Source organism: Lutibacter citreus, assembly GCF_003260195.1.
GTDB lineage: Bacteria > Bacteroidota > Bacteroidia > Flavobacteriales > Flavobacteriaceae > Lutibacter > Lutibacter citreus.
In genome coordinates this window covers 431,493-456,893 of sequence record NZ_QEIH01000002.1, presented here as the reverse complement: position 1 = coordinate 456,893, position 25,401 = coordinate 431,493, and the positions used below count along the sequence as shown (strand labels likewise).

The following is a 25,401-nucleotide window of genomic DNA, read 5'->3' as shown; positions in this document are numbered from 1 at the left end:
AATTTAAAATTCTGGTGCTTCCTCTAATAAACTATTTAAAGCGTCTTCTTCTTCTTTTGCTTTATCACAATCTAATTCTATAGATAAATCTTCAGGTACTTCAAATTCATCTTGACTAATTTGTAATTTTGGATCAGCATATAGTTTTTTATAATACAGCGCCCAAACAGGTAACGCCATTGTTGCTCCTTGTCCTTTAGTTATTCCTGCAAAATGAGTTGCTCTATCTTCTCCTCCAACCCAAACACCGGTTGCTAAATTTGGTACAATTCCCATAAACCACCCATCAGACTGATTTTGAGTTGTACCTGTTTTTCCAGCAATAGGATTTGTAAATTGATATGGATAACCAGTTGCTACATTATCTGGGTAACTACCCCATCTGCTGCGCAAACGAATCCCTGAACCTGATTGAGTTACACCTTCCAAAAGATTAATAATTACATACGCAGATTCTTCACTTAAAACTTCTTTAGAATTTGGTGTAAATTGTTCTAAAACAGTACCATTTTTATCTTCAATTTTTAAAATCATCATAGGTTCTACACGCAAACCTTTATTTGCAAAAGTTGAATAAGCTCCAACCATTTCAAACAATGATAAATCAACTGATCCAAGTGCAATTGCAGGCACCGCAGGAATTTCACTTTTAATCCCAGCTCTTCTTGCTAAATTTACAACATTTTTAGGGTGTACTTGATCAATTAAATTAGCAGTAATTACATTTACTGAACCTGCTAAAGCCTGTTTTAAAGTAAGTTCTCCTCCGTATTTTTTACTTGCATTTTCTGGTGTCCAATCTTCTGGCATTCCATATTTTTCTTTTGGAATGGTATATAAAGTATTTGGAAATTTATCACAAGGAGACAAATTTAATTGGTTAATTGCTGTTGCATACACAAATGGCTTAAAGGTAGAACCTACTTGTCTTTTTTGTTGTTTAACAGCATCATATTGAAAATGATTGTAGTTAATTCCTCCAACCCATGCTTTTACATGGCCTGATTGTGGCTCAATAGATAATAACCCTGATCTAAGAAAATGTTTATAATATTTAATGGAATCAAAAGGAGTCATAATTGTATCAATATCTCCTTTCCATGAAAACACCCTCATGTCTGTTTTTTCCTTAAACGATGCTCTAATTATCTTTTCAGAAACTCCCTGTTTCTTCATTCGTTTCCAACGATTAGAACGTTTCATCGCCTGATCCATTGTTATCTTAATCTGACTAGCATCTATATCATAAAAAGGAGCTGTCTTATTCTTTTTTTGTTCTTTAAAAAATACACGCTGTAAATTTGACATGTGCTCCGCCATTGCTTCTTCAGCATATTTTTGCATTCTAGAATCTAATGTTACATAAATTTTTAAACCATCTCTATGCAAATTATAAAAAGTACCATCGGGCTTTGGATTGTTTTTAATCCAACTTTTCATAAAATCACGTAAATATTCTCTAAAATATGTTGCAGACCCATCACTATGCCCTTCTCTATTTATATTTAATTGAAGATCTTGTTGTTGTAATGAATCCTTTAATTTTTCAGAAATAAAATTATTTCTTTCCATTTGAGATAATACAACATTTCTTCTATCTTTAACTAATTCTGCTCTTCTTAGTGGATTAAAATAAGAGGCGTTTTTTAGCATTCCAATTAACATTGCCGATTCTGAAACATTTAATTCAATTGGTTCTTTACCAAAATAAATACGCGAAGCAGAACGAATACCAACAGCTAAATTTAAGAAATCGTATTTATTCAAATACATTGTTAAAATTTCTTGTTTGGTATATTGACGCTCTAATTGAATTGCTATAACGTATTCTTTTACTTTTTGCAGAACCCTTTCAATAATATTTCTAGAACCTTCACCATGAAACAATAATTTAGCCAATTGCTGTGTAATGGTACTTCCTCCACCGCCTTTTCCCATTTTAAGAACGGCACGAGCGGTAGCTTTAAAATCTATACCTGAATGTTCATAAAAACGTTCATCTTCAGTAGCAACTAATGCTTTAACCAAGTTTTTTGGTAAATCTTTATATTTTACAGGAGTTCTGTTTTCTTTAAAATACTTCCCTAAAGTTTTTCCGTCATTAGAAATTACCTCTGTAGCAAGGTTATTCTCTGGGTTTTCTAACTCTTCAAAAGTTGGTAACGCTCCAAGAAAGCCCCAAGAAGCAAGTAAAAACAGCAATATTACCGCAAAAGTACCTCCTAAAATAGTTATCCAAAACCATTTAATATATTTTGAAAAATCTGTGTTTTCAGTTTCTTTTTTTGTCATTATTTTACTTTTTCAATACTTAAACCTACATCTGTAATTCCTTTTAAAGGGATTTTTCCTTCAATATCATTTATGCCTCTTGTAGCTTGTTGGATATCAAATTTATATTCACCTTTTTCTGAAAACAATACATTTTCTTTATAAAATAGCTTGTTCTCCTTTAATTCAGTAAAACCGGTTCCTAACCAATTTCCATGTGTGTCCGTCATTTCATATTCCAATGTATCTATTACAGTGAATCCCGTTGGAAATTCAATTTTTGCAATTAAAAACAACGAACTAAATTCATAGTCTTTATTGTTTCTTATATTTATAAACACATTTTTCTTTGAAATAGTATCAAGATTGTTTACAATAAATTCAATTCCGTTTTCAGAAACCCATTGATGATTTTCAATAGGTTTATAAAAACTATATTCTGAATTAGAATTGCACGCTACTAGCAGTATTGTGCATATAAATACACTTAAATAATTATTCTTTGTTAGTATTGTTTGCACTTTTTTTAGGTGGTCTTCTTTTTTTATTTCTATTTGCATTGTTCCCTGTTTGCTTTTTTGCTACGGGTGGCTTTGCTTCATTGTTAACTGATTTATTAGGTTCAGTTCCCTTTTTTTTCTGATTTGGATTTGGTTTTCTAGGTCCAGTTCCTTTGGGTTTCTGATTTGGATTTGGTTTATTTGGTCCAATTCCTTTTGGTTTTTGATTAGGATTTGGTTTATTTGGCCCTGCTCCTTTTGGTTTCTGATTAGGATTTGCCTTTTTTGGTCCGTTTACTTTTGGCCTTTGGTTTGGATTTGGCTTTTGGTTTGGATTTGCCTTTATAGGACCTGCAACTTTTGCTTTCTGATTTGGGTTTGGTTTATTTTTCCCTCCTCTTTGTTGATTTTTACCTTTTTTTCTACGTTTATTACTTCGTTTTGGAGCATCAAAACGAGTTAAACTATCCTGACCAACAACATTTTCAAAATCAACCTTAGCTTCTTCAATTAAATCTGCTTCCCATTCTTCTAAAGAAGCTATTTTTTCTTGATTTTTATTTATGGCAATAATTTCTTGAACTTGTTCTAAAGTTAGCTTATACCATTTACTTCTATTTTCTATATAGGTATACCAAAGTAACCCTTTAAAAATATCCATTTTAATAAAGGTAGCATTTCCTTTTTCAGTTTTTAAAACAATATCTTGTTTAGGAAAACCTTTAATAGCATCTAAATAAGTGTCTAATTCATAATTTAAGCAACATTTTAATTTACCACATTGACCCGCAAGTTTTTGCGGATTTAAAGATAACTGTTGATAACGAGCAGCTGTTGTATTTACCTTACGCAAATCTGTTAACCAAGTAGAACAACACAATTCTCTACCACAAGATCCTACCCCTCCAAGCCTTGCAGCTTCTTGACGTAAACCTACTTGTTTCATTTCAATTCTAATACTAAATGCACTCGCTAAATCTCTAATTAACTGTCTAAAATCAACACGATCATCAGCTGTATAATAGAAAGTGGCTTTATTACCGTCTCCTTGATATTCAACATCTGAAAGTTTCATTTTTAAACCTAAACGCCCTAATATTTCACGCCCTTTATATTGTGTATCGTATTCTTTTGCTCTTGCCGCTTGCCAAATATCAATATCTTTTTGACTTGCTTTACGGTATATTTTCTTAATATCTTCACTATCTAATGGTACGCGTTTTTTCTTCATTTGAACTTTTACAAGTTCACCTGATAAAGAAACTGTACCAATATCATGTCCTGGATTTCCTTCAACTGCAATAATATCTCCAATTGAGATTTGCAAATTATCTTGATTTCTAAAAAAATGCTTTCGTCCATTTTTAAAACGAACTTCAAAAATATCACAAGGTTTTTGGCCTGAAGGAAGCGCCATATTAGAAAGCCAATCAAAAACAGTTAGTTTATCACAACTACCTGTATTACAACTACCATTACTTTTACAACCTTTTGGAACACTATTTATATCTGAAGAGCAACTATTACAGCTCATATATTTTATCTATTTATATAGTTAATAAAATTGCAAAACGCAATCTTAAAATCTTCACTAATTTGTAAAGATATAATTTAAATTATTAAAGTAAAACGTAAAAAAATGAAATTTAAGTCTGTTTTACATCAATAATTTTTACCGGACAAGCTTCTTTAGCTTTAGTACTATCATCAAAAATGGTTTCGTCGGGAGATTTAATTGTAAAAAACCCTTTCTTTTCTTTTGAATGAAGTAATACCGATTTCCCGTCTTTTTTAGACATTTGAAACTGAGCAGGAGCCAATTCAACACAGTAATTACAGCCAATACATTTGGCTCTTTGCAATGTAATAATTACCATTTTAGGCTTCTACTTTATTTTCAACAATTTTATATAATTTGTCTGATGGTCTTATTCTAAACTCTAAAGGTATTGTAACAGAATCTCCTTTGCTACCTTTATCGTTCTTCTTATCATTTACAAACATTTCTTTCACTTCCATTTCTTTAGCTCCGGTAGTTGGCCCAGTTATTAAAATGGTATCACCAACAGCAATATCATAAGCTTCAATTTTAAACTCTCCAATATTTGCCTTTGGAAAATAATGCATCCCTTTTCCTAAGTACACTTTCTTTTGTGTTGCATGACTTCCAGAACCTTTACTCCATTCACCTAATTTTTGACCTAGGTAATATCCACTCCAAAAACCACGGTTATAAACCGTTTCTAATTCTTTCATCCAAAGAATTACTTTTTCTTTGCTATAAGTACCTTCTTCTATACTATCAATTGCATCACGGTAACATTTAATTACTTTTGCAACATATTCTGGAGCTCTACCTCTACCTTCAATTTTTAAAACCGTTACACCTGCATCAACAATTTCATTTAAAAAATCAATAGTACATAAATCTTTTGGAGACATGATATACTCGTTATCCAATTCCATTTCAACACCAGTTTCCTGATCTATAACTGTATATTTTTTACGGCAATTTTGCTTACAAGCGCCTCTATTTGCTGAAGAATTATGGTTGTGTAAACTCATATAACATTTTCCAGAAACTGCCATACATAAAGCACCGTGACCAAATATTTCAATTTCTACTAATTTACCAGAAGGCCCACAAACATTTTCTTTTTCAATTTGTTTTGTGATTTTTTTTACCTGACGTAAACTCAACTCTCTACTCAACACCATAGTATCAGCAAACATGGCGTAGAATTTAGCAGTTTCAAAATTGGTAATATTTATTTGGGTTGAAATATGAATTTCCATTCCTATTTCTTTAGCTGTATTAATTACCGCTTGATCCATAGCAATTACCGCAGTAATATCTGCTTCTTTTGCTTTTTGCAGCAACGTTTTTACAATGGTTAAATCGTGATCGTAAATTATGGTATTTAAAGTAAGGTATGTTCTTACATTTTTAGCTTTACATCTATCAGAAATTTCTTGTAAATCATCTAACGTGAAATTGATAGATGCTCTTGCTCTCATATTTAATTGCTCTACACCAAAATATATGGAATCTGCTCCATTATCCAACGCAGCTTGCATTGATTCAAAGTTTCCGGCAGGTGCCATTAATTCTATTTTCTGCATTTTTATTTTTTATAAGTTAAAACTTCTGAACGCCCTTTTTTAAAAATTTTATTGCTATTCGGAATTCCTTTTCGCAACTCTTTTTGAACTTCAGAAGGTAATTTATTAATTTCTTGACACGCTGTTGAACAACAAGTATCCATTTTTTCTGCACATTTTTCGCATTGAATAAACAATAAATGACAGGCTTCATTGGCACAATTTACATGTGTATCACAAGGTTCACCACATTGATGGCAGTTTGCAATAACATCTTCAGAGATTCTTTCGGATCTTCTATGATCAAAAACAAAGTTTTTACCAATAAATTTATTCTCTAAGTTATTATTTTTTACTTGGCGAGTATATTCTATTATTCCTCCTTCAAGTTGAAAAACATTTTTAAACCCTTTATGTTTGTAGTATGCACTTGCTTTTTCACAGCGAATTCCACCTGTACAATACATTAACAAGTTTTTATCTTCTTTATGATCCTTTAAATTATCTTCAATAATATCTAAAGAATCTCTAAACGTATCAACATCAGGTGTTACAGCACCTTCAAAATGACCAATTTCACTTTCGTAATGATTGCGCATATCCACACAAATTGTGTTAGGGTCTTGCAATTTTTTATTAAATTCTTCAGCATTTAAATGAATTCCTTTATTTGTAACGTCAAAAGTTTTATCATTTAAACCATCAGCTACAATTTTATCTCTAACCTTTACTTTTAATTTTAAAAATGATTTGTTGTCCTGCTCTATAGCTATATTTAATCGACAATCTTTTAGAAATGAAATACTATCTAATTGTTCTTTAAGTACTATTAAATTTTCTGCAGGAACAGAAATTTGAGCATTAATTCCTTCATTTGAAACGTAGGTTCTACCTAATACCTCAAGTTTATCCCATTCAATATATAAATGGTTTCTTAATATTTCTGGGTTTTCTATCTTGTAATATTGATAGAATGAAATGGTTAAACGATCTTTTCCCGCCTCATCTATTAATTGAGCACGTTCTTCAGCGCTTAACTTATTGTACAGTTGCATGCTATACTTTTTTAGTTAAACAATATTTTAGAATAATGAATTATTCTTTTTTGATTTTTTGCAAAATTACGTATTTTCTAATAACTATTGTAAATTCAAGCGAGTAATCCTTTTTTAACAAAAAATTATTTATTTGTTATTTTCGTTAACTTCTATTGGTAAGTTCAGTTTTTTTACAAAAATTTGCAGTGTTATTAAAAAATAAAACCAAATAAAAGATGAAAGTAGCTGTTGTAGGCGCTACCGGTATGGTAGGAAACGTTATGTTGCAAGTATTAGCGGAAAGAAATTTTCCAATTACAGAATTATTGTTAGTTGCCTCAGAAAGATCAAAGGGTAAACAAATAGAATATAACGGAAAAACTTATACCGTTATTGGCTTACAAGATGCTGTTGATGCAAAACCCGATATTGCTTTATTTTCTGCAGGTGGAAGCACTTCAGAAGAATGGGCTCCTAAATTTGCAGAAGTTGGTTGTACAGTGGTTGACAACTCATCTGCTTGGAGAATGGATCCTTCAAAAAAGTTAATTGTACCAGAAATTAATGGAAACGAATTAACAAAAGAAGATAAAATTATTGCAAACCCAAACTGTTCTACCATTCAAATGGTATTGGCATTGGCTCCTTTGCATAATAAATACAAAATGAAACGTTTAGTTATCTCTACTTACCAATCTGTTTCTGGAACTGGTGTTCAAGCTGTAAGACAATTAGACAACGAAGAAAAAGGAATTGAAGGTGAAATGGCTTACAATTATCCTATTTATAGAAATGCAATTCCACATTGTGATGTATTTTTAGAAAACGGATATACCAAAGAAGAAATGAAATTGGTTAAAGAACCTAAAAAGATTTTAAGTGATGATTCTTTCTCTGTTACTGCAACTGCGGTTCGTATACCTACTGCAGGTGGACATTCAGAAGCTGTAAATGTTCAGTTTGAAAATGATTTTGATTTAGCTGAAGTTCGTCAGTTATTAACTGATATGCCTGGTATTATTGTAAGTGATGATTTAGACAATAATGTGTATCCTATGCCAATTCATGCACATAATAAAGATGAAGTTTTTGTAGGTAGATTAAGACGTGATGAATCTCAACCAAACACATTAAATATGTGGATTGTTGCCGATAATTTACGTAAAGGTGCTGCAACAAATACTATTCAAATAGCTGAATATTTAATTGAAAATGGATTGGTTTAATTTTTAACCAAAAGTTATATATAGTAAAAAAAGCCGCACAATGTGCGGCTTTTTTTATATGATTAATTAATACTTCTCAAAAAGTTACAACAGAGTTGCAAGACTCGCATTAATCTGCAAAAAACACAAAGAATTTCACCTTCAAACTTCCACTCTTTATTTTTTTAAAAAAAATCACCCTATAACCTTCATAGAAAACCATCATTTTTTTTAAATAAAATGCTTTTTGTTCTAATAACAATATGTACTAAAAACAATAAAAAACCTTGGCTTATCTAATATTTAATTACGTTTTTCACTTTAAAACAATCAGATTCAACACTTCTTAAAATATATTTTTATTTCATTGATTCTCAGCACTATAAATTTTACACGTAAACCTAAGTATTATACGTAATTATCTAATTAAGATATATAAATCTAGGTAACTTTTATTTTGAAATAAATAAGAAACACAACACAAAAAAGGAAAATAAACTGTTAATTTTAAGACTTTTAACAACTTTAAATCTTAAAAAAAACATATATATTACTTCTAAGAAGGAAGAAAAAAAATGCTATCTTAGCATAAATACTTTTTGCTAGAGTATAATTTCCGTAAAAAAGAAACTTACCCAATTACTTTTAACCTGAAGACTGCTCATAATTTAAGTATTAAATATTACTAACAACAAAAAAATATTATGAAAAAATTAATATCTACAGTAATATTGAGTGTTCTTGTATTATTCTTTTTTTCGGTAAATGCGAAGAATTTATTTAATGAATACTCTTTTATAGGAGATTTTTCTAATGCAATTAGTACTTCAACATTAAACAAATTTGCAATAGTTAACAATGACAACTGTAATAATAAAACGGTAGAGTTTGGGGCTGTCAATGAAGCAAGTTATTGCATCTTAACATCTGATTTATCAAATAATGGAGGGTTGTTTACAAATTCTGAGGTTCCAAACTATGAGGAAAATGAGAATTTTACAATTCTACAACAATCTCCAGAATTTATTACTACTTGGCGAACCACAACTGCGAACGAAACAATTACAATACCTATAGGCTCTGGAACCTTTTTTTATAACGTAGATTGGGGAGACGGTAATATAAGTACTAACCAAATCGCAAGCGCAACACATAGTTATGCAAATGCAGGTACGCACACTGTAAAAATTACTGGAATTTTCCCTAATATACAATTTAATAATAATGGAGATAAAACCAAAATACTAACTATTGAGCAGTGGGGAACACAGCAATGGAGGTCTATGGACCGCAGTTTTTATGGTTGTTCAAATTTAACTGTAAATGCAATGGATGTTCCAGACTTATCATTGGTAACAGAGATGAGTTATATGTTTTCCGGAGCTACTTCTTTCAATCAAGATATTAGTTCTTGGAATGTGAGTAATGTTATTAATATGGATTTTATGTTCAATAATGCCTCTTCTTTTAATCAAGATATAGGTTCTTGGGATGTGAGTAGTGTTATTAATATGAATAGTATGTTTTATGATGCCTCTTCTTTCAATAAGGATATTGGCTCTTGGGATGTTAGTAAAGTTACTGATATGGGTGTTATGTTCTTTAACGCAACTTCCTTCAATCAAGATATTGGCCGCTGGAATGTAGGCAATGTGAAAGATATGTCTTATATGTTTTCTTCGGCAACTTCCTTCAATCGAAATATTGGTTCTTGGGATGTAAGTAATGTTGTAAATATGAATGTTATGTTCAATAATGCCACTTCTTTTAATCAGGATATAGGTTCTTGGAATGTGAGTAGTGTTACTAATATGGGTGTTATGTTTTCTTATGCCACTTCTTTTAATCAGGATATAGGCTCTTGGGATGTAAGTAGTGTTACTGATATGAGTTTTATGTTCAATAATGCCACTTCTTTTAATCAGAATATAGGTTCTTGGGATGTAAGCAGTGTATTAGATATGATTGATATGTTAAATAACGTTACCTTATCTACACTTAATTATGAACAATTATTATATGGTTGGTTCGAACAAACATTGCAGCCAAATATTAACTTTAATGGTGGTAACAGTGTTTATTGTAATGGTGAAACCACAAGACAAAAAATAATTGATAATTTTGGTTGGGCCATTACTGACGGTGGCAAAAATTGTACTGGTGCTGAATTTACCACCACTTGGCAAACAAAAACTGCCAATGAAATAATTACCATCCCAACAGGCACAGGAACCTTTAATTATAACGTAGATTGGGGAGATGGCAATATAAGTATTAACCAAACTACAAATGCAACACATACCTATGAAACAGCAGGATTACACTCGGTAACAATTACGGGAGATTTTCCGCATATAAAATTTAATGGGATTGGTGATAAAGCAAAAATACTCTCTATAGAACAGTGGGGAACCCAACAATGGGGCTCTATGGAAGCTAGTTTTTTTGGATGCTTAAATTTAGAAGTGAATGCTACAGATATACCAGATTTATCTTTAGTAACAGATATGAGTAATATGTTTAATGGTGCTACTTCTTTCAATGAAGATATCGGATCTTGGAATGTGAGTAGTATTACTAACATGAGTAACATGTTTAATGGCGTAACATTATCTACTGCTAATTATGAAAAATTATTATATGGTTGGTCTTCCCAAACAGTAAAACCAAATGTTAACTTCCACGGTGGTAATAGTAAGTATTGTAATGCTAAATCAGCTAGAGATATATTAGACTTCAACAATGGTTGGACTATTACCGATGGTGGAGAAAATTGTGCTGGTACTGAATTTATTACCACTTGGAGAACTACGGCTGCAAATGAAACAATTACAATCCCAACAGGTGAAGGAACCTTTAATTACACCATAGATTGGGGAGATGGAAATATAAATACCAACCAAAATACAAATACAACACATACTTATGGAACAGCCGGCTTACACACCGTAAAAATTACAGGAGATTTCCCTCATTTAAAATTTAATGGTCTTGGAGATAAAGATAAAATACTATCTGTAGATCAATGGGGAACCCAAAAATGGGGTTCTATGCAAGCTAGTTTTGGAGGCTGTTCAAATTTAGAAGTGAATGCTATAGATGCACCTGACTTATCGTTAGTAACAGATATGAGTTTTATGTTTTCTGGAGCAACTTCTTTCAATCAAAATATAGGTTTTTGGGATGTGAGTAGTGTTACAGATATGAGTGGTATATTCGGTTTTGCTACGTTGTTCAATCAAGATATTGGCTCTTGGGATGTAAGTAATGTTACTAACATGAATTTTATGTTTTTTAGTGCAATTTCCTTCAATCAGGATATTAGTGCTTGGGATGTAAGTGGAGCTACAGATATGAGCTATATGTTTGCTTTGGCAATTTTATTTAATAAAGATATTGGCTCTTGGGATGTAAGTAATGTTATTAATATGAGTGTTATGTTTTATAACGCAACTTCCTTTAATCAGGATATAGGTTCTTGGGATGTAGGTAGTGTTACTAATATGAGTCTTATGTTCTATGATTTTACTTCCTACGATGAGGATATTGGACCTTGGAATAAAAGTAGTGAAGAAAATATGTTATATAATTCTGCTTCTTTCAATGATTACATAGACAATTGGGATTTAAACAGTGTAAAAGATATGCTACTTATATTTAAAAGTCCTACTTTCTTCAACCAGGATATTGGTGATTGGGATGTTAGTAATGTTACTAATATGAGTTATATGTTTAATAATGCTATTTTCTTCAATCAAGATATTGGCTCTTGGAATGTGAAAAATGTAGAAAACATGGAGTTTATGTTCAATGGCGTAACTTTATCTACAGATAATTATGATAATTTATTAATAGGTTGGTCTGCAAGAACATTAATAGACGATGTCTCTTTTCATGGAGGTAACAGTTTATATTGCAATAGTGTTATTGAAAGAAAAAAAATACTTGATGATTTTAATTGGACAATTACTGATGGTGGCAGATGTAATACACCGCCAATAGCAGTTTGTAAAGATTTTACAGCTCAACTTACAGAAAACGGAACTATAACAATTTTAGCTTCAGATATTGATGGAGGCTCAAGTGATGCAGAAAGTACATTTACATTAACAATAGATAATGATACTTTTTCTTGCACCAACATTGGTACAAATCTAGTTACTTTAACTGTAACTGATGACATAGGGATTACAGATACTTGTACTGCCACGGTAACTGTTGAAGATAAAGTTGAACCTATAGTTTTAACCAAGAATATTACAGTACAATTGAATGCTACAGGAGTGGCCGAAATAACAGCCGAACAAATAGATAATGTTTCAACAGACAATTGTGAAATAGCGACTTATACAGTTGATAAAACAAGTTTTAATTGTAGCCAACTAGGAGAAAATACTGTGATATTAACCATTGAAGATAGTTCTGGAAATATTTCTACTGGAACCGCTATTGTGACCGTTGAGGATAAAATAGCACCAACAGCTATTACTAAAAATATTTCTATTGAATTAAATGCTGACGGAAAAATATCAATTATTGCTGCTGATATTGATAATGGATCTTCAGACAATTGTGAAATTGAATCTTTAAGCTTAGATAAAACTTCTTTTAACTGTTCTAATATTGGTGATAATGCAGTTGTTTTATCTGTAACTGATGTAAATGGAAATAGTAAAACAGCAAATGCGATTGTAACTGTGAGTGAAAAAATTCCACCAACAGTTATTACTAAAAATATAACTGTAGAATTGGATGCTAACGGAAAGGGATCTATTACCACAGCTGATATTGATAATGCCTCTTCAGACAATTGTGAAATTGAATCTATTAGTTTAGATAAAACTTCTTTTGATTGTTCTAATATTGGTGAAAACACTGTGGTATTAACGATTGAAGATAAATCTGGAAATATTTCTAATGGAAACGCTATTGTAACCATTGAGGATAAAATAGCTCCTACAATTATTACTGAAAATATTTCTATAGAATTAGATGCTGACGGAATTGCTTCAATTACCACTGCTGATATTCATAATATATCCTCTGACAATTGTGAAATCGAGTCTTTTAGTTTAGATAAATCTTCTTTTGATTGTTCTAATATTGGTGAAAATACTGTGGTATTAACCGCTAAAGATAGTTCTGGAAATATTACTACTGGAAATGCTACTGTGACTGTTGATGATAAAATAGCTCCAACAGCCATAACTAAAAATATTTCTATTGAATTAGATGCAGATGGAAAGATATCAATTATTGCTGCTGATATTAACAATGGCTCTTCAGACAATTGTGAAATTGAATCTTTAAGCTTAGATAAAACTTCTTTTGATTGTTCTAATATTGGTGATAATCCAGTTATTTTAACTGTAACTGATGTTAATGGAAATAGCAAAACTGCTAATGCAATTGTAACAGTGAGTGAGAAAATTCCACCAACAGTAATTACTCAAAATATAACTGCAGAATTAGATGCTAATGGAATTGCATCAATTATTGCTACTGATATTGATAATGGCTCTTCAGACAATTGTGAAATTGAATCTATTAGTTTAGATAAAACTTCTTTTAACTGTTCTAATATTGGTGAAAACACTTTAGTATTAACTGTTAAAGATAAATCTGGAAATATTTCTACTGGAAACGCAATTGTTACTCTTGAAGATAAAATAGCTCCTATAATTATTACTAAAAATGTTTCTATTGAATTAGATGCTGATGGAATTGCATCAATTATCGCTTCTGATATTGATAATGGCTCTTCTGATAATTGTGAAATTGAATCTTTTAGTTTAGATAAAACTTCTTTTGACTGTTCTAATATTGGTGAAAACACTGTGGTATTAACTGTTACTGATGTAAATGGAAATAGTGAAACTGCAAATGCAATTGTAACAGTGAATGATACTATTTCACCAACAGTAATTACTAAAAATATAATTGCTGAATTAGATGCTGATGGAATTGCATTAATTATTGCCGCTGATATTGATAATGGCTCTTCAGACAATTGTGAAATAGAGTCTTTTAGTTTAGATAAATCTTCTTTTGATTGTTCTAATATTGGTGAAAACACTGTGGTATTAACTGCTAAAGATAGTTCTGGAAATATTTCTACTGGAAACGCAATTATAAATATTGAGGATAAATTAGCTCCAACAATTATTACTAAAAATGTTTCTATTGAATTAGATGCCGACGGAAAAGCGTCAATTATCGCTGCTGATATTAATAACGGATCCTCTGATAATTGCGAAATTGAATCTATAAGTTTAAATAAAACTTCTTTTGATTGTTCTAATATTGGTGAGAATACAGTTATTTTAACTGTAACTGATATAAATGGAAATAGTGAAACTGCTAATGCAATTGTAACAGTGAATAATACTATTTCACCAACAGTAATTACTAAAAATATTTCTATTGAATTAGATGCTAATGGAATTGCATCAATTATCACAACTGATATTGATAATGGCTCTTCAAACAATTGTGAAATTGAATCTATAAGTTTAGATAAAACTACTTTTAACTGTTCTAATATTGGTGAAAATACAGTTATTTTAACTGTAACTGATGTAAATGGAAATAGCGAAACTGCTAATGCAATAGTAACAGTGAGTGACACTATTTCACCAACAGTAATAACTAAAAATATAACTGCTGAATTAGATGCTGATGGAATTGCATTAATTATTGCTGCTGATATTGATAATGGCTCTTCAGACAATTGTGAAATAGAGTCTTTTAGTTTAGATAAATCTTCTTATGATTGTTCTAATATTGGAGAAAACACTGTGGTATTAACTGCTAAAGATAGTTCTGGAAATATTACTACTGGAAACGCAATTATAACTATTGAAGATAAATTAGCTCCAACAGTAATTACTAAAAATATTTCTATAGAATTAGATGCCGACGGAATTGCATCAATTATCCCTGATGATATTGATAATGGATCCTCTGATAATTGCGAAATTGAATCAATTAGTTTAAATAAAACTTCTTTTAATTGTTCTAATATTGGTGAGAATACAGTTATTTTAACCGTTACTGATATAAATGGAAATAGTGAAACTGCAAATGCAATAGTAACAGTGACTGATACTATTGCACCAACAGTAATTACTAAAAACATAACTATTGAACTTAACGAAAATACCAATATAACTTTAGTACCTCAAGATATTGATGATGGCTCTTCTGATACCTGTGGAATTAAATCTATGACAATTGATAAAAACACTTTTAATTGTTCTAGCTCCGGAGAAAATACTGTTACCTTAATAGTTACAGACAACAATGGGAATAGTGCTTCTAAAACTGCAATTGTAACAATTAAAGATATGGTTGCTCCTATTGCTAATTGTGTATCTCAATTTAGTATTGAATTAGATGAAACTGGAAATACAACAATAACTGCAGAAGATATAAATAATGGGAGTACAGATAATTGCGAAATAGACTCTATTACAATTAACAAAAATTCATTTAATGCTAGTTCCATTGGTGAAAACTCTGTAAAACTCACAGTAACGGATAAAAGTGGTAATACTAGTTCATGCATTTCAATAGTAACTATTAAAGAATTCGGTGCCCCAATTGTGATTACAAAAAATATTTCAGTTGAACTTGATAGTAACGGAAATGCATCTATTACAGCTGAAGATGTTGATGATGGAAGTTATGATACTAACGGTATTACTTCTATGAGTCTTGATAAAACATTGTTTATTTGTCCTGCATTAAATGAGCATACAGTTACTCTAACTGTAACAGACAACTCTGGAAATAGTACTTCTGACACCGCATTGGTTACGTTCACTTCTAATGATTTGGATAATGATACCATTGCAGATAGTTGTGATGATGATATGGATGGTGATGGTATAGAAAATAATGTTGATAATTGCCCTACTGTTTCAAACAATAATCAAGCAGATATAGATAGAAATGGTATTGGCGATATTTGTGATGAAGGTGATTTAGAAATCCCTAAAGGGTTTTCTCCTAATGGTGATGGTGCAAACGATGAATTTATCATCAAGGGATTGCATAGATATCCAAACAACAGCATTCAAATTTATAACCGTTTTGGAAACATTGTTTTTGAATCCAAAACTTACCAAAATTATTGGGATGGTGTCTCTTCAGGTAAAAATAAGAGGTTACCTGCAGCTCCATATTTTTATGTATTAAGCATAAATGGAGGTAGTAAAATTTTTAAAGGATGGGTTTATATCAACTATTAAAAAGATTCAAATGAAAAAATTTATAACACTTTTAATTATTTTAACCATTGGTGTGAATAGTTTTGCACAACAAGATCCTTTATATACACAGTATTACAATAATTTCAGTTTAATTAACCCTGCTTATTCTGGTAGCCATGGATTGTTTACAGGAACACTTAATATTCGCAGTCAATGGGCAGGTGAAGCTGGTAGTCCTGAGACCAAAACACTATCATTACACGGGCCAACTGGTAAAAACGTAGGGCTAGGTTTATCTATAGTAAATGACAAAGTATACGTATTAAGCGAAACCCATTTATATGCAGATTTCTCTTATTCTATTTATCCTTCTGAATCTTCTACTCTGGCTTTTGGTTTAAAAGCAGGTGGTAGTTTTTTAGATGTAGATCTACTTAAATTAGGAATTGAAAATGACAATCTTTTTAGCGAAAACATAAATGTATTCAACCCTAATTTAGGAGCTGGAGCATTTTATTATACCAACCGATTTTACCTTAGTTTATCAACCGTAAATATTCTAAAAAGTAAACATTACGATAAAAATAGTACAGTTGTTTCAAGTGCTTCTGATGAAATGATATTTTATTTATCTTCAGGGTATATATTTAATTTAAATGATAATTTTAAACTAAGACCTTCTTTTATGTTAAGAGCGGTAAATGGAAGTCCGCTTTCAACAGACATTTCAGCAAGTATTTTATGGTTAGACAAATTAGAGTTTGGTATTTCTCACAGAATAGATGAATCTATCTCTGGAATATTTCAAATTCGTTTAACAGATAATTTAAAAGTTGGATATACCTATGATGCGATAACTTCAGATTTATCTAATTACAACAATGGTTCTCATGAGTTTTCTGTTATTCTAAATATGGGTAAAAGTAATACTAAAAGAAAACCGCCACTTTATTGGATGAAAAATAAAAATTCTGAAGAAATTTCATCAAATAAAAATCAAGAAAATGAAAACTAGTTCATATTAAATATAAAAAAAGCCGCACAATATGCGGCTTTTTTACTGGGGTTTTACTGGGGTTATATTTTATTTAGCTACTGCTAAAACATCATTCATAATTTGTTCTAATTGGTGCTTAGGAAGCGCTCCTTGCGCCATTTGTGGTTCACCTTCTTTAGGGACAAATAGCATAGAAGGAATACTTCTAATTCCAAAAGCAGCAGCTAATTCTTGTTCTGCTTCAGTATCTACTTTGTAAATATTAACTTTCCCTTCATAATCATTACTTAATTCTTCTAAAACAGGAGCTACAGCCTTACAAGGTCCACACCAATCTGCATAAAAATCAATAATACAAGGAATTTCTCCTTCAAATTTCCACTCTTTATTTTTTTCGAAATTAAAAACTTTTTCAAAAAAAGTCTCTTTTGTCAATAATTCTGTCATTTTTTTAAATTTTGTTATAAAAAATATAGCAATTACTATATTATTTTATTGGACGACAAATTGACAAAATTCTTACAATAACAAAGTAACTATTGTTACCAATGGTTTAACCAATTATAAACCGACTTAAAAACAAAAAACTAATACAATTTAATATGTCTTTTTTTAGCTAAATTTGTTTTCATTAAAATTGAATTTAATAACTACAATTGGAATTCTACTTTTTCATGTAAAAATTCCGAACCTAAAATAACAATACACAATTGAACTATCCTACAACAAAACAAGTTGATACTGTTACAAACTATTTTGGTATTAATGTTAAAGACCCTTATTCCTGGTTAGAAGATGATAGATCTGAAGAAACAACAGCATGGGTACAATCTCAAAACAAAGTTACATTCAATTATTTGGCTAACATTCCATATCGTGAAGAATTAAAAAACAGATTAGAAAAACTATGGAATTACGAAAAAATTGGTTCGCCGTTTAAAGAAGGTGATTTCACATATTTCTACAAAAACAACGGTTTACAAAACCAATATGTTTTATACCGTTTTAAGGACGAAGAAGAACCTGAAGTATTTTTAGATCCAAATACTTTTTCTGAAGACGGAACAACTTCATTAAGTGGTTTATCATTCTCTAAAGATGGTAGTTTAGTTTCATACGCTATTTCCGAAGGAGGAAGTGACTGGAGAAAAATTATAATTATGGATGCTGTTTCAAAAGAAATTAAAGAAGACACTTTAATTGATGTGAAATTTAGTGGAATGTCTTGGAAAAAGAATGAAGGAATTTTTTATTCAAGTTATGAAAAACCTAAAGGAAGTGAACTTTCAGCAAAAACAGATCAACACCGTTTATTTTACCATAAACTAGGTACAAAACAAGCTAATGATCCTATAATTTTTGGAGACAAAGAAAAAAGACGTTACGTGGGTGGTGGAGTTACTGATGATGAAAAATATTTAATTATTAGTGCTTCAGTTTCAACTTCAGGAAACGAATTATACTTTAAAGATTTATCAAACCCAGCTAGTGAAATTAAACCAATCATTTTAGGTTTTGATAACGATACAAATGTAATTGACCATAAAAATGGTAATTTTTATATGACTACAAATTTAAACGCTCCTAACAAACGAGTTATTAAAGTTGCAGTTGCCAATCCTTCTCCTAAAAATTGGGTAGATGTAATTCCTGAAACTGAAAATGTTTTAAGTATTTCTGACGCTAGCGGATTTATGTTTGCAAAATATATGGTTGATGCTGTTTCTAAAGTAATGCAGTATAATTTTAATGGTAAATTAATTAGAAATATTGAATTGCCTGGCGTTGGAACTGCAGGAGGTTTTAGCGGTAAAAAAGATGCAGAAACTATTTACTATTCATTTACAAATTACATTACTCCTGGTTCAATTTATTCATTTAAACCAAAAACTGGAGCCTCAAAATTATACAAAAAACCTGCTATTGATTTTAATTCAGAAGATTTTGAATCTAAACAAGTTTTTTATACTTCAAAAGATGGTACAAAAATACCGATGATAATTTCCTATAAAAAGGGAATAGTATTAAATGGTAAAAATCCAACTATTTTATATGCTTACGGAGGTTTCAACATTAGTTTAACTCCAAGTTTTAGTATTGGAAATACGGTTTGGATGGAACAAGGTGGAATTTATGCTGTGCCTAATTTACGTGGTGGTGGAGAATACGGTAAAAAATGGCATGATGCTGGAACAAAATTGCAAAAACAAAACGTTTTTGATGATTTTATTGCTGCTGCTGAATACTTAAAGTCAGAAAATTATACTTCATCAGATTATTTAGCAATTAGAGGTGGTTCTAACGGTGGTCTATTAGTTGGAGCAACTATGACGCAACATCCTAATTTAATGAAGGTGGCTTTACCTGCTGTTGGAGTTTTGGATATGCTACGTTATCATACATTTACGGCTGGTGCAGGTTGGGCGTATGATTACGGAACTGCAGAAGATTCTAAAGAAATGTTTGAATATTTAAAAGGATATTCTCCTGTTCATAATGTAAAAAAAGGAACTAAATATCCCGCAACATTAATAACTACTGCAGACCACGATGATAGAGTTGTTCCTGCACATTCATTTAAATTTGCGGCTGAATTACAAGCTAAACAAGCGGGAGTAAATCCAACCTTAATACGCATAGAAACCAATGCGGGTCACGGTTTAGGAACTCCAGTTTCAAAAACTATTGAGCAATATGCTGATATTTTTGGGTTTACTTTGTACAATATGGGTTACAAAGAGCTACCTAACAAAATTAAAGGGTAATAATATATTAAAACTGTCTAAAAAATTAAATTTTTATCGACCTCAATTCATTTCAAGTTCTCATAATAATTAATTATTAATGTGGTGAGGTTTCAGCGTAGCTAAATAAATTCAGAATGACTGTTTTTATTACTTTTTAGACAGCTTCTTTGTTTTTAATAGTCAATCTGAAATTAAAAACAAGCTATTTGATAAAAGTCATAGAATCTAAACATTTAGGGTTATACTTTCGTATCAAATTTAAAATACCATATGGAAGAAGCTACAATTGTTGAAATTAATTACGGACCGTTAAAAGAATTAATCGGTGTTTGGAAAGGTGATAAAGGAATGGATATTTCCCCAGAATCTGATGGAATAGAAGAAAATCCATATTATGAAACAATTACTATAACAACTGATGGAGATGCAAGTGTAACCAATGCCGAATCTCAAAAATTATCAACTTTACATTATCGTAGACTTGTTAGAAGAAAATCTAACAATGGTATTTTCCACGATCAAACTGGTTATTGGATGTGGGATGAAAAAAACAATGTAATTATGCATTCTTTAAACATTCCTAGAGCTGTAAGTTTATTAGCTGGAACCGCCTTAACTGAAGAAAATTTTAAAGGTGGAAAATTATCTTTTGAAATTGAAGCAGGAATTGACAACAAAGATTGGGGAATTATTCAATCTCCATTTATGAAAGAAAAAGCATTAACAAAAAATTACAAACAAAAAATAGAAATCAAAGATGGTAAGTTAAAATACGAAGAAACTACTATGTTAGATATTTACGGTAAAGAATTTGAACACACCGATAAAAACGAACTAGTTCTTCAATAAAATTTATCACCACTAAAAGAAATGAAAATCGTCATTCTAAATTTATTTCAGGCTCTCATGAAAATTGGAAATCAATAGGATGAGATTCTGAAATAAATTTAGAATGACGAAAATTAATGTATTTCTAAAATTTTTACTTTATTAAACGGAATTGTTTCGCCTACTTTTTTACCAAGTAGCTGTTTACCTATGGGAGATTGTGTTGAAACTGCAAAATAATTTTCATTTTCTACTTTAAGTTGCCCAACACTAACAGCTAAAAAATAGGTTCCATTGGTAGTTTTTATTAAACTTCCTAAACAACCAAATTCACTAGTTTTTTTAATATCAATTTTATGTAAAATCTCTTGCATTAAATTAACTTCTGAAAGTTGTTGTCCTGCTTTTTCCATTTCTAACTGAATCATTGCTCTACCCGTTTCGTGTTTATCACCTGCAGAGCTTTTAGTTTCAGAAAGTAAGTCGTTTTTGTTTGAAGTAATTATTTTTTCAATAGTTTCCATTCGTTTTTCAACAAATAGAAAGCACTCTTTTAATAATTTTTCCTTTATTCCTTTAGTGTTTTTCATTGAATTTCAAAAATAAATACTTTGTTCTTAATTGCACATAATAAAATAATATAAATCTTAAATTTACACTATAATTTATATTTAGTATGATTTTAATTGACCATCCTTATGTTTCAGATTTTTTAATTGAAACTATTAAAAACAATAATTTTCCCGTAGTTGCAACCAAAGCATCAAAAGAACTTATAACCAACAACTCATTAAATTGGGTTTCAGAAACTGAAGCAGTTCAAAAATTTAAAGAAAACCCTAATCAATTAATTTATTCTAATTCTGAAAATGTAATTAGCTGGGTTGAAAATAATTTAAATTTTACTAATCTACCCTCTAAAATAGAGGTGTTTAAGAATAAGATTAAATTTAGAGAATTATTAAAAGATGTGTACCCAAATTACTTTTTTAAAGGAGTTAAGTATGAAGATTTAAATACTATTAACATCAATAATTTAAAGTTTCCTTTTATTATAAAACCATCTATTGGTTTTTTTAGTTTAGGTGTTCATAAAGTTGATGAACCAAGTGAATGGACTGAAATTTTAGAAAAAATTCATAAAGAAATAAATCACATTAAAGGTTTTTATCCTAATGAAGTTTTAAATACCAATAATTTTATAATTGAAGAATGTATTGAAGGTGAAGAATTTGCTATAGATTGTTATTTTAACACAAATGGCGAAGCTGTTATTTTAAATATTATGCACCATATTTTTTCTTCTGGAAAAGATGTAAGTGACAGAATTTATAGTACTTCAAAAGAAATTATTGAAACAAATCTTCCCATAATTCAACCATTAGTTAATACTATTGGACTTAAGACAGATTTAAAAAATTTCCCTATTCATATTGAAGTTAGAATTGATAAAAATGGAACTATAATTCCTATTGAAGTAAATCCAATGCGTTTTGGAGGTTGGTGTACAACTGGAGATATTTCTTGGTATGCTTATGGTATTAATTCCTATAAATATTTTTTAGAACAAAAGAAACCTAATTGGAATGAGATTTTAAAAACCAAAGAAAATAAAATATATAGTTTAGTATTATTAGATAATAATTCGGGAATTGAAGCTTCTAATATTGAATCATTCAATTATGAGCAACTTCAAAAAGATTTCGAAAAACCATTAATTTTACGAATAATTGATTTTAACAAGTTTCCAGTTTTCGGATTTTTATTTACAGAAACAACTAAAGGAAATGAAATAGAATTAACTACAATTTTAAGTTCAAATCTTACAAAGTATATTACGCCTAAATCGAATAATGTTTGGTAATTTTGCAGCGAAATGAAAATAACAGGAAAACGATACATTGATTATAGTTCATTTATTAAATTAAATTTTGGTGAACGAGTACAAAAAATTTCTTTAGATATTGGTTTTACCTGTCCAAATAGAGATGGTTCAAAAGGATTTGGAGGTTGTACATATTGTAATAACGACACTTTTAATCCAGATTATTGCGAACCTACCAAAAGTATTAAACAGCAACTAGAAGAGGGTGTTGAGTTCTTCTCTAGAAAAGGAAAAAACAATAAATTTTTAGCTTATTTTCAAGCCTATACAAATACTTATTCAGATTTTAATTCGCTTAAAGAAATGTATGTAGAAGCTTTAAGTGTTAATGGGGTTGTTGGATTGGTTATCGGAACTCGTCCAGATTGTATTTCAGAAGAAATAATTAATTACTTAGATGAATTATCTAAAAAACACTTTATTTCTTTAGAATTTGGTGTAGAAAGTACCAACGAAAAAACGTTGTTAGATGTAAACCGTTGTCATACTTTTGAAGAAACAAAAGCAACGTATGAATTATGTAGAAATAAAGGTTTCCATTTAGGAGCTCATATTATTTTAGGCTTACCAGGAGAAAGTATAAAACAATTATTAAATCACGCTTTCGAACTTTCAAAATTACCTATTTCAACCTTAAAACTACATCATTTACAAATTGTAAAAGGCTCTATAATGGGAGTTCAATACAATAGAAATCCTGAAAAATTTAATTTATTTACATCGGAAGATTATATAAATTTTGTTTCTGAATTTATTACTCACCTCCGACCAGATATTATAATTGAACGTTTTATTAGCGAAGCTCCAAAAGACTTGTTAATTGCTCCAAAATGGGGAGGACTTAAAAACTTTGAAATTGTAGCCAAAATTGATAAAAATTTAATTGAAAAGAACATTTGGCAAGGGAAAAATTATAAAATGAAAGTTTCCTAAAAAAATTGTATTTTTAGTAAACAATATCTAAAACATAAATTTTGGATTATTTGGTTTACTTTATTCTATTAGCACTCTTAGCTGAAATTTTAGGAACTGTAGGAGGTTTTGGTTCCTCTTTATTTTTTGTTCCCATAGCTAGTTTTTTTTTAGATTTTCACTCTGTTTTAGGAATTACTGCCATTTTTCATGTATCAAGCAACCTTACCAAAATAGCTTTTTTTAGAAAAGGTATTGATAAAAAACTGGTTATTCATATAGGAATTCCAGCAATTCTATTTGTAATAATTGGCGCTTATTTTAGTAAATTTATTAAAATTAATATCTTAGAAATTCTACTTGCTCTATTTTTAATAATAACTAGCATTGTATTGTTTATTCTAAAAAATGTAAAAATAAAAACAACTGCTAAAAATTCAATTATTGGTGGTGTTTTTTCAGGTTTAGTTGCTGGTTTAATCGGAACAGGAGGAGCAATTAGAGGAATTACTTTAGCTTCATTTGGTTTAAAAATGGAAACTTTTATAGCAACATCTGCGTTTATTGATTTAGGAGTGGATTTTAGCAGAAGTATTGTTTATTACACAAATGGTTATGTACATAATCATGATCTATATTTAATCCCTATTCTATTAGTAGTTAGCATAGTAGGAACTTATATTGGTAAAAAAATATTGGAGCATATTTCCGAAGAAAAATTTAAATCTATTGTACTTACCCTTATATTTATAACTGGTATTATTACATTAACCAAAGTAGTTTTTTCATAATAATTACCCGCAAAAGGTTTTCATAATCAAATTCAAAATAAAATATTAATCGGAGAACAAAAATATACCAGACTATAAATTTTACTGAACAGAAGAAGTAAAAAGGCCGAATTTTGGAATTCTAAATATGTTAAACAAAGAGCAAATTTAAGATACTTATTATGTTGTTGACCAAAACGACTCTTCAAAAGCTATCAAAATTAACTTAAAATCTTTAGCATTTACACCAAACCTATTATAACGAGTGAACTTTTAAGAATAAAATAATTTTTTTTGCCAGTTTAAATAAATAATTTACTTTTGTTGACTGATTAGTCAATTTAAAATGGATAAAAGAGAATTATTATTACAAGCAGCAACTAAACTTTTTGTAGAGAGAGGTTTTCACGCTACACCTACTTCAGCAATATCAAAAGAAGCTGGTGTAAGTGCTGGTATTTTATTTCATTATTTTAAAACAAAGGATGATTTAATAGTTCAATTGTATGTTGATTTAAAAATGGAATTTACAGATTGTGTTTTAAAAGATGTTGACACACTAAAAGCTGGAATTAGCAAGTTACGTTTAATTTGGACAAACTCTTGGAAATGGGGATTAGAAAACCCCAAAAAGTTCGATTTTTTAAGGCAAGCAGATAATTCTACCTATTCCGAAAAAATTAAAAGTCACCCTGATATTGTTAAAAAATACGAATGGTTTTTTGCCTATATAGATACCTATAAAGAGAATAGATTTATTAAAAATACCGACACATTATTTATTATGAATGTAATGTTTGGTTTAATAACTTCAATGGTAAATCAATTACGGTTAAATCCAAAATTAGAAAATGATTCTTTATTTTTAGAACAAGCCTGGGAAATGTTTTATAACTGCTTAAAACCATAGAATTAAAAATATAACTGAGTGAAC

At 30.0% G+C, this 25,401-nt stretch carries 17 protein-coding genes; 9 read left to right on the top strand and 8 right to left on the bottom strand.

Annotated features, from left to right (window positions below; translation table 11 throughout):
- Nucleotides 1-3 precede the first annotated feature (3 nt).
- The 6 genes from DAD81_RS04990 to trhO all read right to left on the bottom strand — a co-directional run bounded on the left by DAD81_RS04990 (nt 4) and on the right by trhO (nt 6,928).
- The gene (locus DAD81_RS04990) at nt 4-2,292 is read right to left on the bottom strand and encodes a penicillin-binding protein 1A (RefSeq protein ID WP_179950025.1); all 2,289 of its coding nucleotides are present in this window, start codon (nt 2,290-2,292) and stop codon (nt 4-6) included.
- Entirely contained in the window at nt 2,292-2,792 is a 501-nt protein-coding gene (locus tag DAD81_RS04985; protein WP_245949173.1) for a gliding motility lipoprotein GldH, read from the bottom strand. Before DAD81_RS04985 ends, DAD81_RS04990 begins: the two co-directional genes overlap by 1 nt.
- A complete protein-coding gene (gene ricT, locus DAD81_RS04980) occupies nt 2,767-4,305 on the bottom strand; it encodes a PSP1 domain-containing protein (RefSeq protein ID WP_111707133.1) in 1,539 nt (512 codons plus the stop codon). Before ricT ends, DAD81_RS04985 begins: the two co-directional genes overlap by 26 nt.
- Before the next feature lie 112 nt (nt 4,306-4,417).
- Entirely contained in the window at nt 4,418-4,648 is a 231-nt protein-coding gene (locus DAD81_RS04975; RefSeq protein ID WP_111707132.1) for a ferredoxin, read from the bottom strand.
- Nucleotide 4,649: 1 nt separating this feature from the next.
- On the bottom strand, nt 4,650-5,894 hold the full coding sequence (locus tag DAD81_RS04970; RefSeq protein ID WP_111707131.1) for a peptidase U32 family protein: 1,245 nt from the start codon (nt 5,892-5,894) through the stop codon (nt 4,650-4,652).
- Nucleotides 5,895-5,896: 2 nt separating this feature from the next.
- A complete protein-coding gene (gene trhO / locus DAD81_RS04965) occupies nt 5,897-6,928 on the bottom strand; it encodes an oxygen-dependent tRNA uridine(34) hydroxylase TrhO (protein ID WP_111707130.1) in 1,032 nt (343 codons plus the stop codon).
- 218 nt (nt 6,929-7,146) lie between these two features.
- On the opposite strand from trhO, the gene DAD81_RS04960 reads away from it, so the two are divergent.
- From DAD81_RS04960 to DAD81_RS04950, 3 genes are all read left to right on the top strand, one after another.
- On the top strand, nt 7,147-8,136 hold the full coding sequence (locus tag DAD81_RS04960) for an aspartate-semialdehyde dehydrogenase (RefSeq protein WP_111707129.1): 990 nt from the start codon (nt 7,147-7,149) through the stop codon (nt 8,134-8,136).
- A gap of 683 nt (nt 8,137-8,819) precedes the next feature.
- A complete protein-coding gene (locus DAD81_RS04955; RefSeq protein ID WP_111707128.1) occupies nt 8,820-16,367 on the top strand; it encodes a BspA family leucine-rich repeat surface protein in 7,548 nt (2,515 codons plus the stop codon).
- Between the two features lie 10 nt (nt 16,368-16,377).
- Complete coding sequence (locus DAD81_RS04950; protein ID WP_157961081.1) at nt 16,378-17,343, top strand: PorP/SprF family type IX secretion system membrane protein; 966 nt, start codon at nt 16,378-16,380, stop codon at nt 17,341-17,343.
- A gap of 69 nt (nt 17,344-17,412) precedes the next feature.
- On the opposite strand, the gene trxA is transcribed toward DAD81_RS04950, so the two are convergent.
- Nucleotides 17,413-17,772, bottom strand: coding sequence for a thioredoxin (gene trxA, locus DAD81_RS04945; protein ID WP_111707126.1), 360 nt, complete (start codon nt 17,770-17,772; stop codon nt 17,413-17,415).
- Between the two features lie 263 nt (nt 17,773-18,035).
- Between trxA and DAD81_RS04940 the strand changes: the two genes are divergently transcribed.
- Complete coding sequence (locus DAD81_RS04940) at nt 18,036-20,090, top strand: prolyl oligopeptidase family serine peptidase (protein WP_111707125.1); 2,055 nt, start codon at nt 18,036-18,038, stop codon at nt 20,088-20,090.
- Nucleotides 20,091-20,342: 252 nt separating this feature from the next.
- Complete coding sequence (locus tag DAD81_RS04935) at nt 20,343-20,921, top strand: heme-binding beta-barrel domain-containing protein (protein WP_111707124.1); 579 nt, start codon at nt 20,343-20,345, stop codon at nt 20,919-20,921.
- Nucleotides 20,922-21,034: 113 nt separating this feature from the next.
- On the opposite strand, the gene DAD81_RS04930 is transcribed toward DAD81_RS04935, so the two are convergent.
- Nucleotides 21,035-21,490, bottom strand: coding sequence for a GreA/GreB family elongation factor (locus tag DAD81_RS04930; protein WP_111707123.1), 456 nt, complete (start codon nt 21,488-21,490; stop codon nt 21,035-21,037).
- Nucleotides 21,491-21,576: 86 nt separating this feature from the next.
- Here DAD81_RS04930 and DAD81_RS04925 point away from each other — a divergent pair, with 86 nt between their 5' ends.
- The 4 genes from DAD81_RS04925 (at nt 21,577) to DAD81_RS04910 (ending at nt 25,377) form a co-directional block, all read left to right on the top strand.
- Nucleotides 21,577-22,764 carry an ATP-grasp domain-containing protein gene (locus DAD81_RS04925; RefSeq protein ID WP_111707122.1) on the top strand — a complete coding sequence of 396 codons (1,188 nt, stop codon included), beginning with the start codon at nt 21,577-21,579 and terminating at the stop codon, nt 22,762-22,764.
- A 12-nt stretch (nt 22,765-22,776) separates the two neighbouring features.
- Nucleotides 22,777-23,718, top strand: coding sequence for a TIGR01212 family radical SAM protein (locus DAD81_RS04920; protein ID WP_111707121.1), 942 nt, complete (start codon nt 22,777-22,779; stop codon nt 23,716-23,718).
- A gap of 41 nt (nt 23,719-23,759) precedes the next feature.
- Nucleotides 23,760-24,488, top strand: a complete 729-nt coding sequence (locus DAD81_RS04915) for a sulfite exporter TauE/SafE family protein (protein ID WP_179950024.1) — start codon at nt 23,760-23,762, stop codon at nt 24,486-24,488.
- Nucleotides 24,489-24,813: 325 nt separating this feature from the next.
- Nucleotides 24,814-25,377, top strand: a complete 564-nt coding sequence (locus DAD81_RS04910) for a TetR/AcrR family transcriptional regulator (RefSeq protein ID WP_111707119.1) — start codon at nt 24,814-24,816, stop codon at nt 25,375-25,377.
- Nucleotides 25,378-25,401: the final 24 nt, after the last annotated feature.

What these genes read in the sequence shown, in the direction of transcription:
- DAD81_RS04925 (WP_111707122.1), top strand. Translation starts at nt 21,577, where the DNA reads ATGATTTTAATTGACCATCCTTATGTTTCAGATTTTTTAATTGAAACT.
- trxA (WP_111707126.1), bottom strand. Translation starts at nt 17,772, where the DNA reads ATGACAGAATTATTGACAAAAGAGACTTTTTTTGAAAAAGTTTTTAAT.
- DAD81_RS04930 (WP_111707123.1), bottom strand. Translation starts at nt 21,490, where the DNA reads ATGAAAAACACTAAAGGAATAAAGGAAAAATTATTAAAAGAGTGCTTT.
- DAD81_RS04955 (WP_111707128.1), top strand. Translation starts at nt 8,820, where the DNA reads ATGAAAAAATTAATATCTACAGTAATATTGAGTGTTCTTGTATTATTC.
- DAD81_RS04990 (WP_179950025.1), bottom strand. Translation starts at nt 2,292, where the DNA reads ATGACAAAAAAAGAAACTGAAAACACAGATTTTTCAAAATATATTAAA.
- DAD81_RS04970 (WP_111707131.1), bottom strand. Translation starts at nt 5,894, where the DNA reads ATGCAGAAAATAGAATTAATGGCACCTGCCGGAAACTTTGAATCAATG.
- DAD81_RS04950 (WP_157961081.1), top strand. Translation starts at nt 16,378, where the DNA reads ATGAAAAAATTTATAACACTTTTAATTATTTTAACCATTGGTGTGAAT.
- DAD81_RS04975 (WP_111707132.1), bottom strand. Translation starts at nt 4,648, where the DNA reads ATGGTAATTATTACATTGCAAAGAGCCAAATGTATTGGCTGTAATTAC.
- DAD81_RS04910 (WP_111707119.1), top strand. Translation starts at nt 24,814, where the DNA reads ATGGATAAAAGAGAATTATTATTACAAGCAGCAACTAAACTTTTTGTA.
- DAD81_RS04935 (WP_111707124.1), top strand. Translation starts at nt 20,343, where the DNA reads ATGGAAGAAGCTACAATTGTTGAAATTAATTACGGACCGTTAAAAGAA.
- ricT (WP_111707133.1), bottom strand. Translation starts at nt 4,305, where the DNA reads ATGAGCTGTAATAGTTGCTCTTCAGATATAAATAGTGTTCCAAAAGGT.
- DAD81_RS04920 (WP_111707121.1), top strand. Translation starts at nt 22,777, where the DNA reads ATGAAAATAACAGGAAAACGATACATTGATTATAGTTCATTTATTAAA.
- DAD81_RS04960 (WP_111707129.1), top strand. Translation starts at nt 7,147, where the DNA reads ATGAAAGTAGCTGTTGTAGGCGCTACCGGTATGGTAGGAAACGTTATG.
- trhO (WP_111707130.1), bottom strand. Translation starts at nt 6,928, where the DNA reads ATGCAACTGTACAATAAGTTAAGCGCTGAAGAACGTGCTCAATTAATA.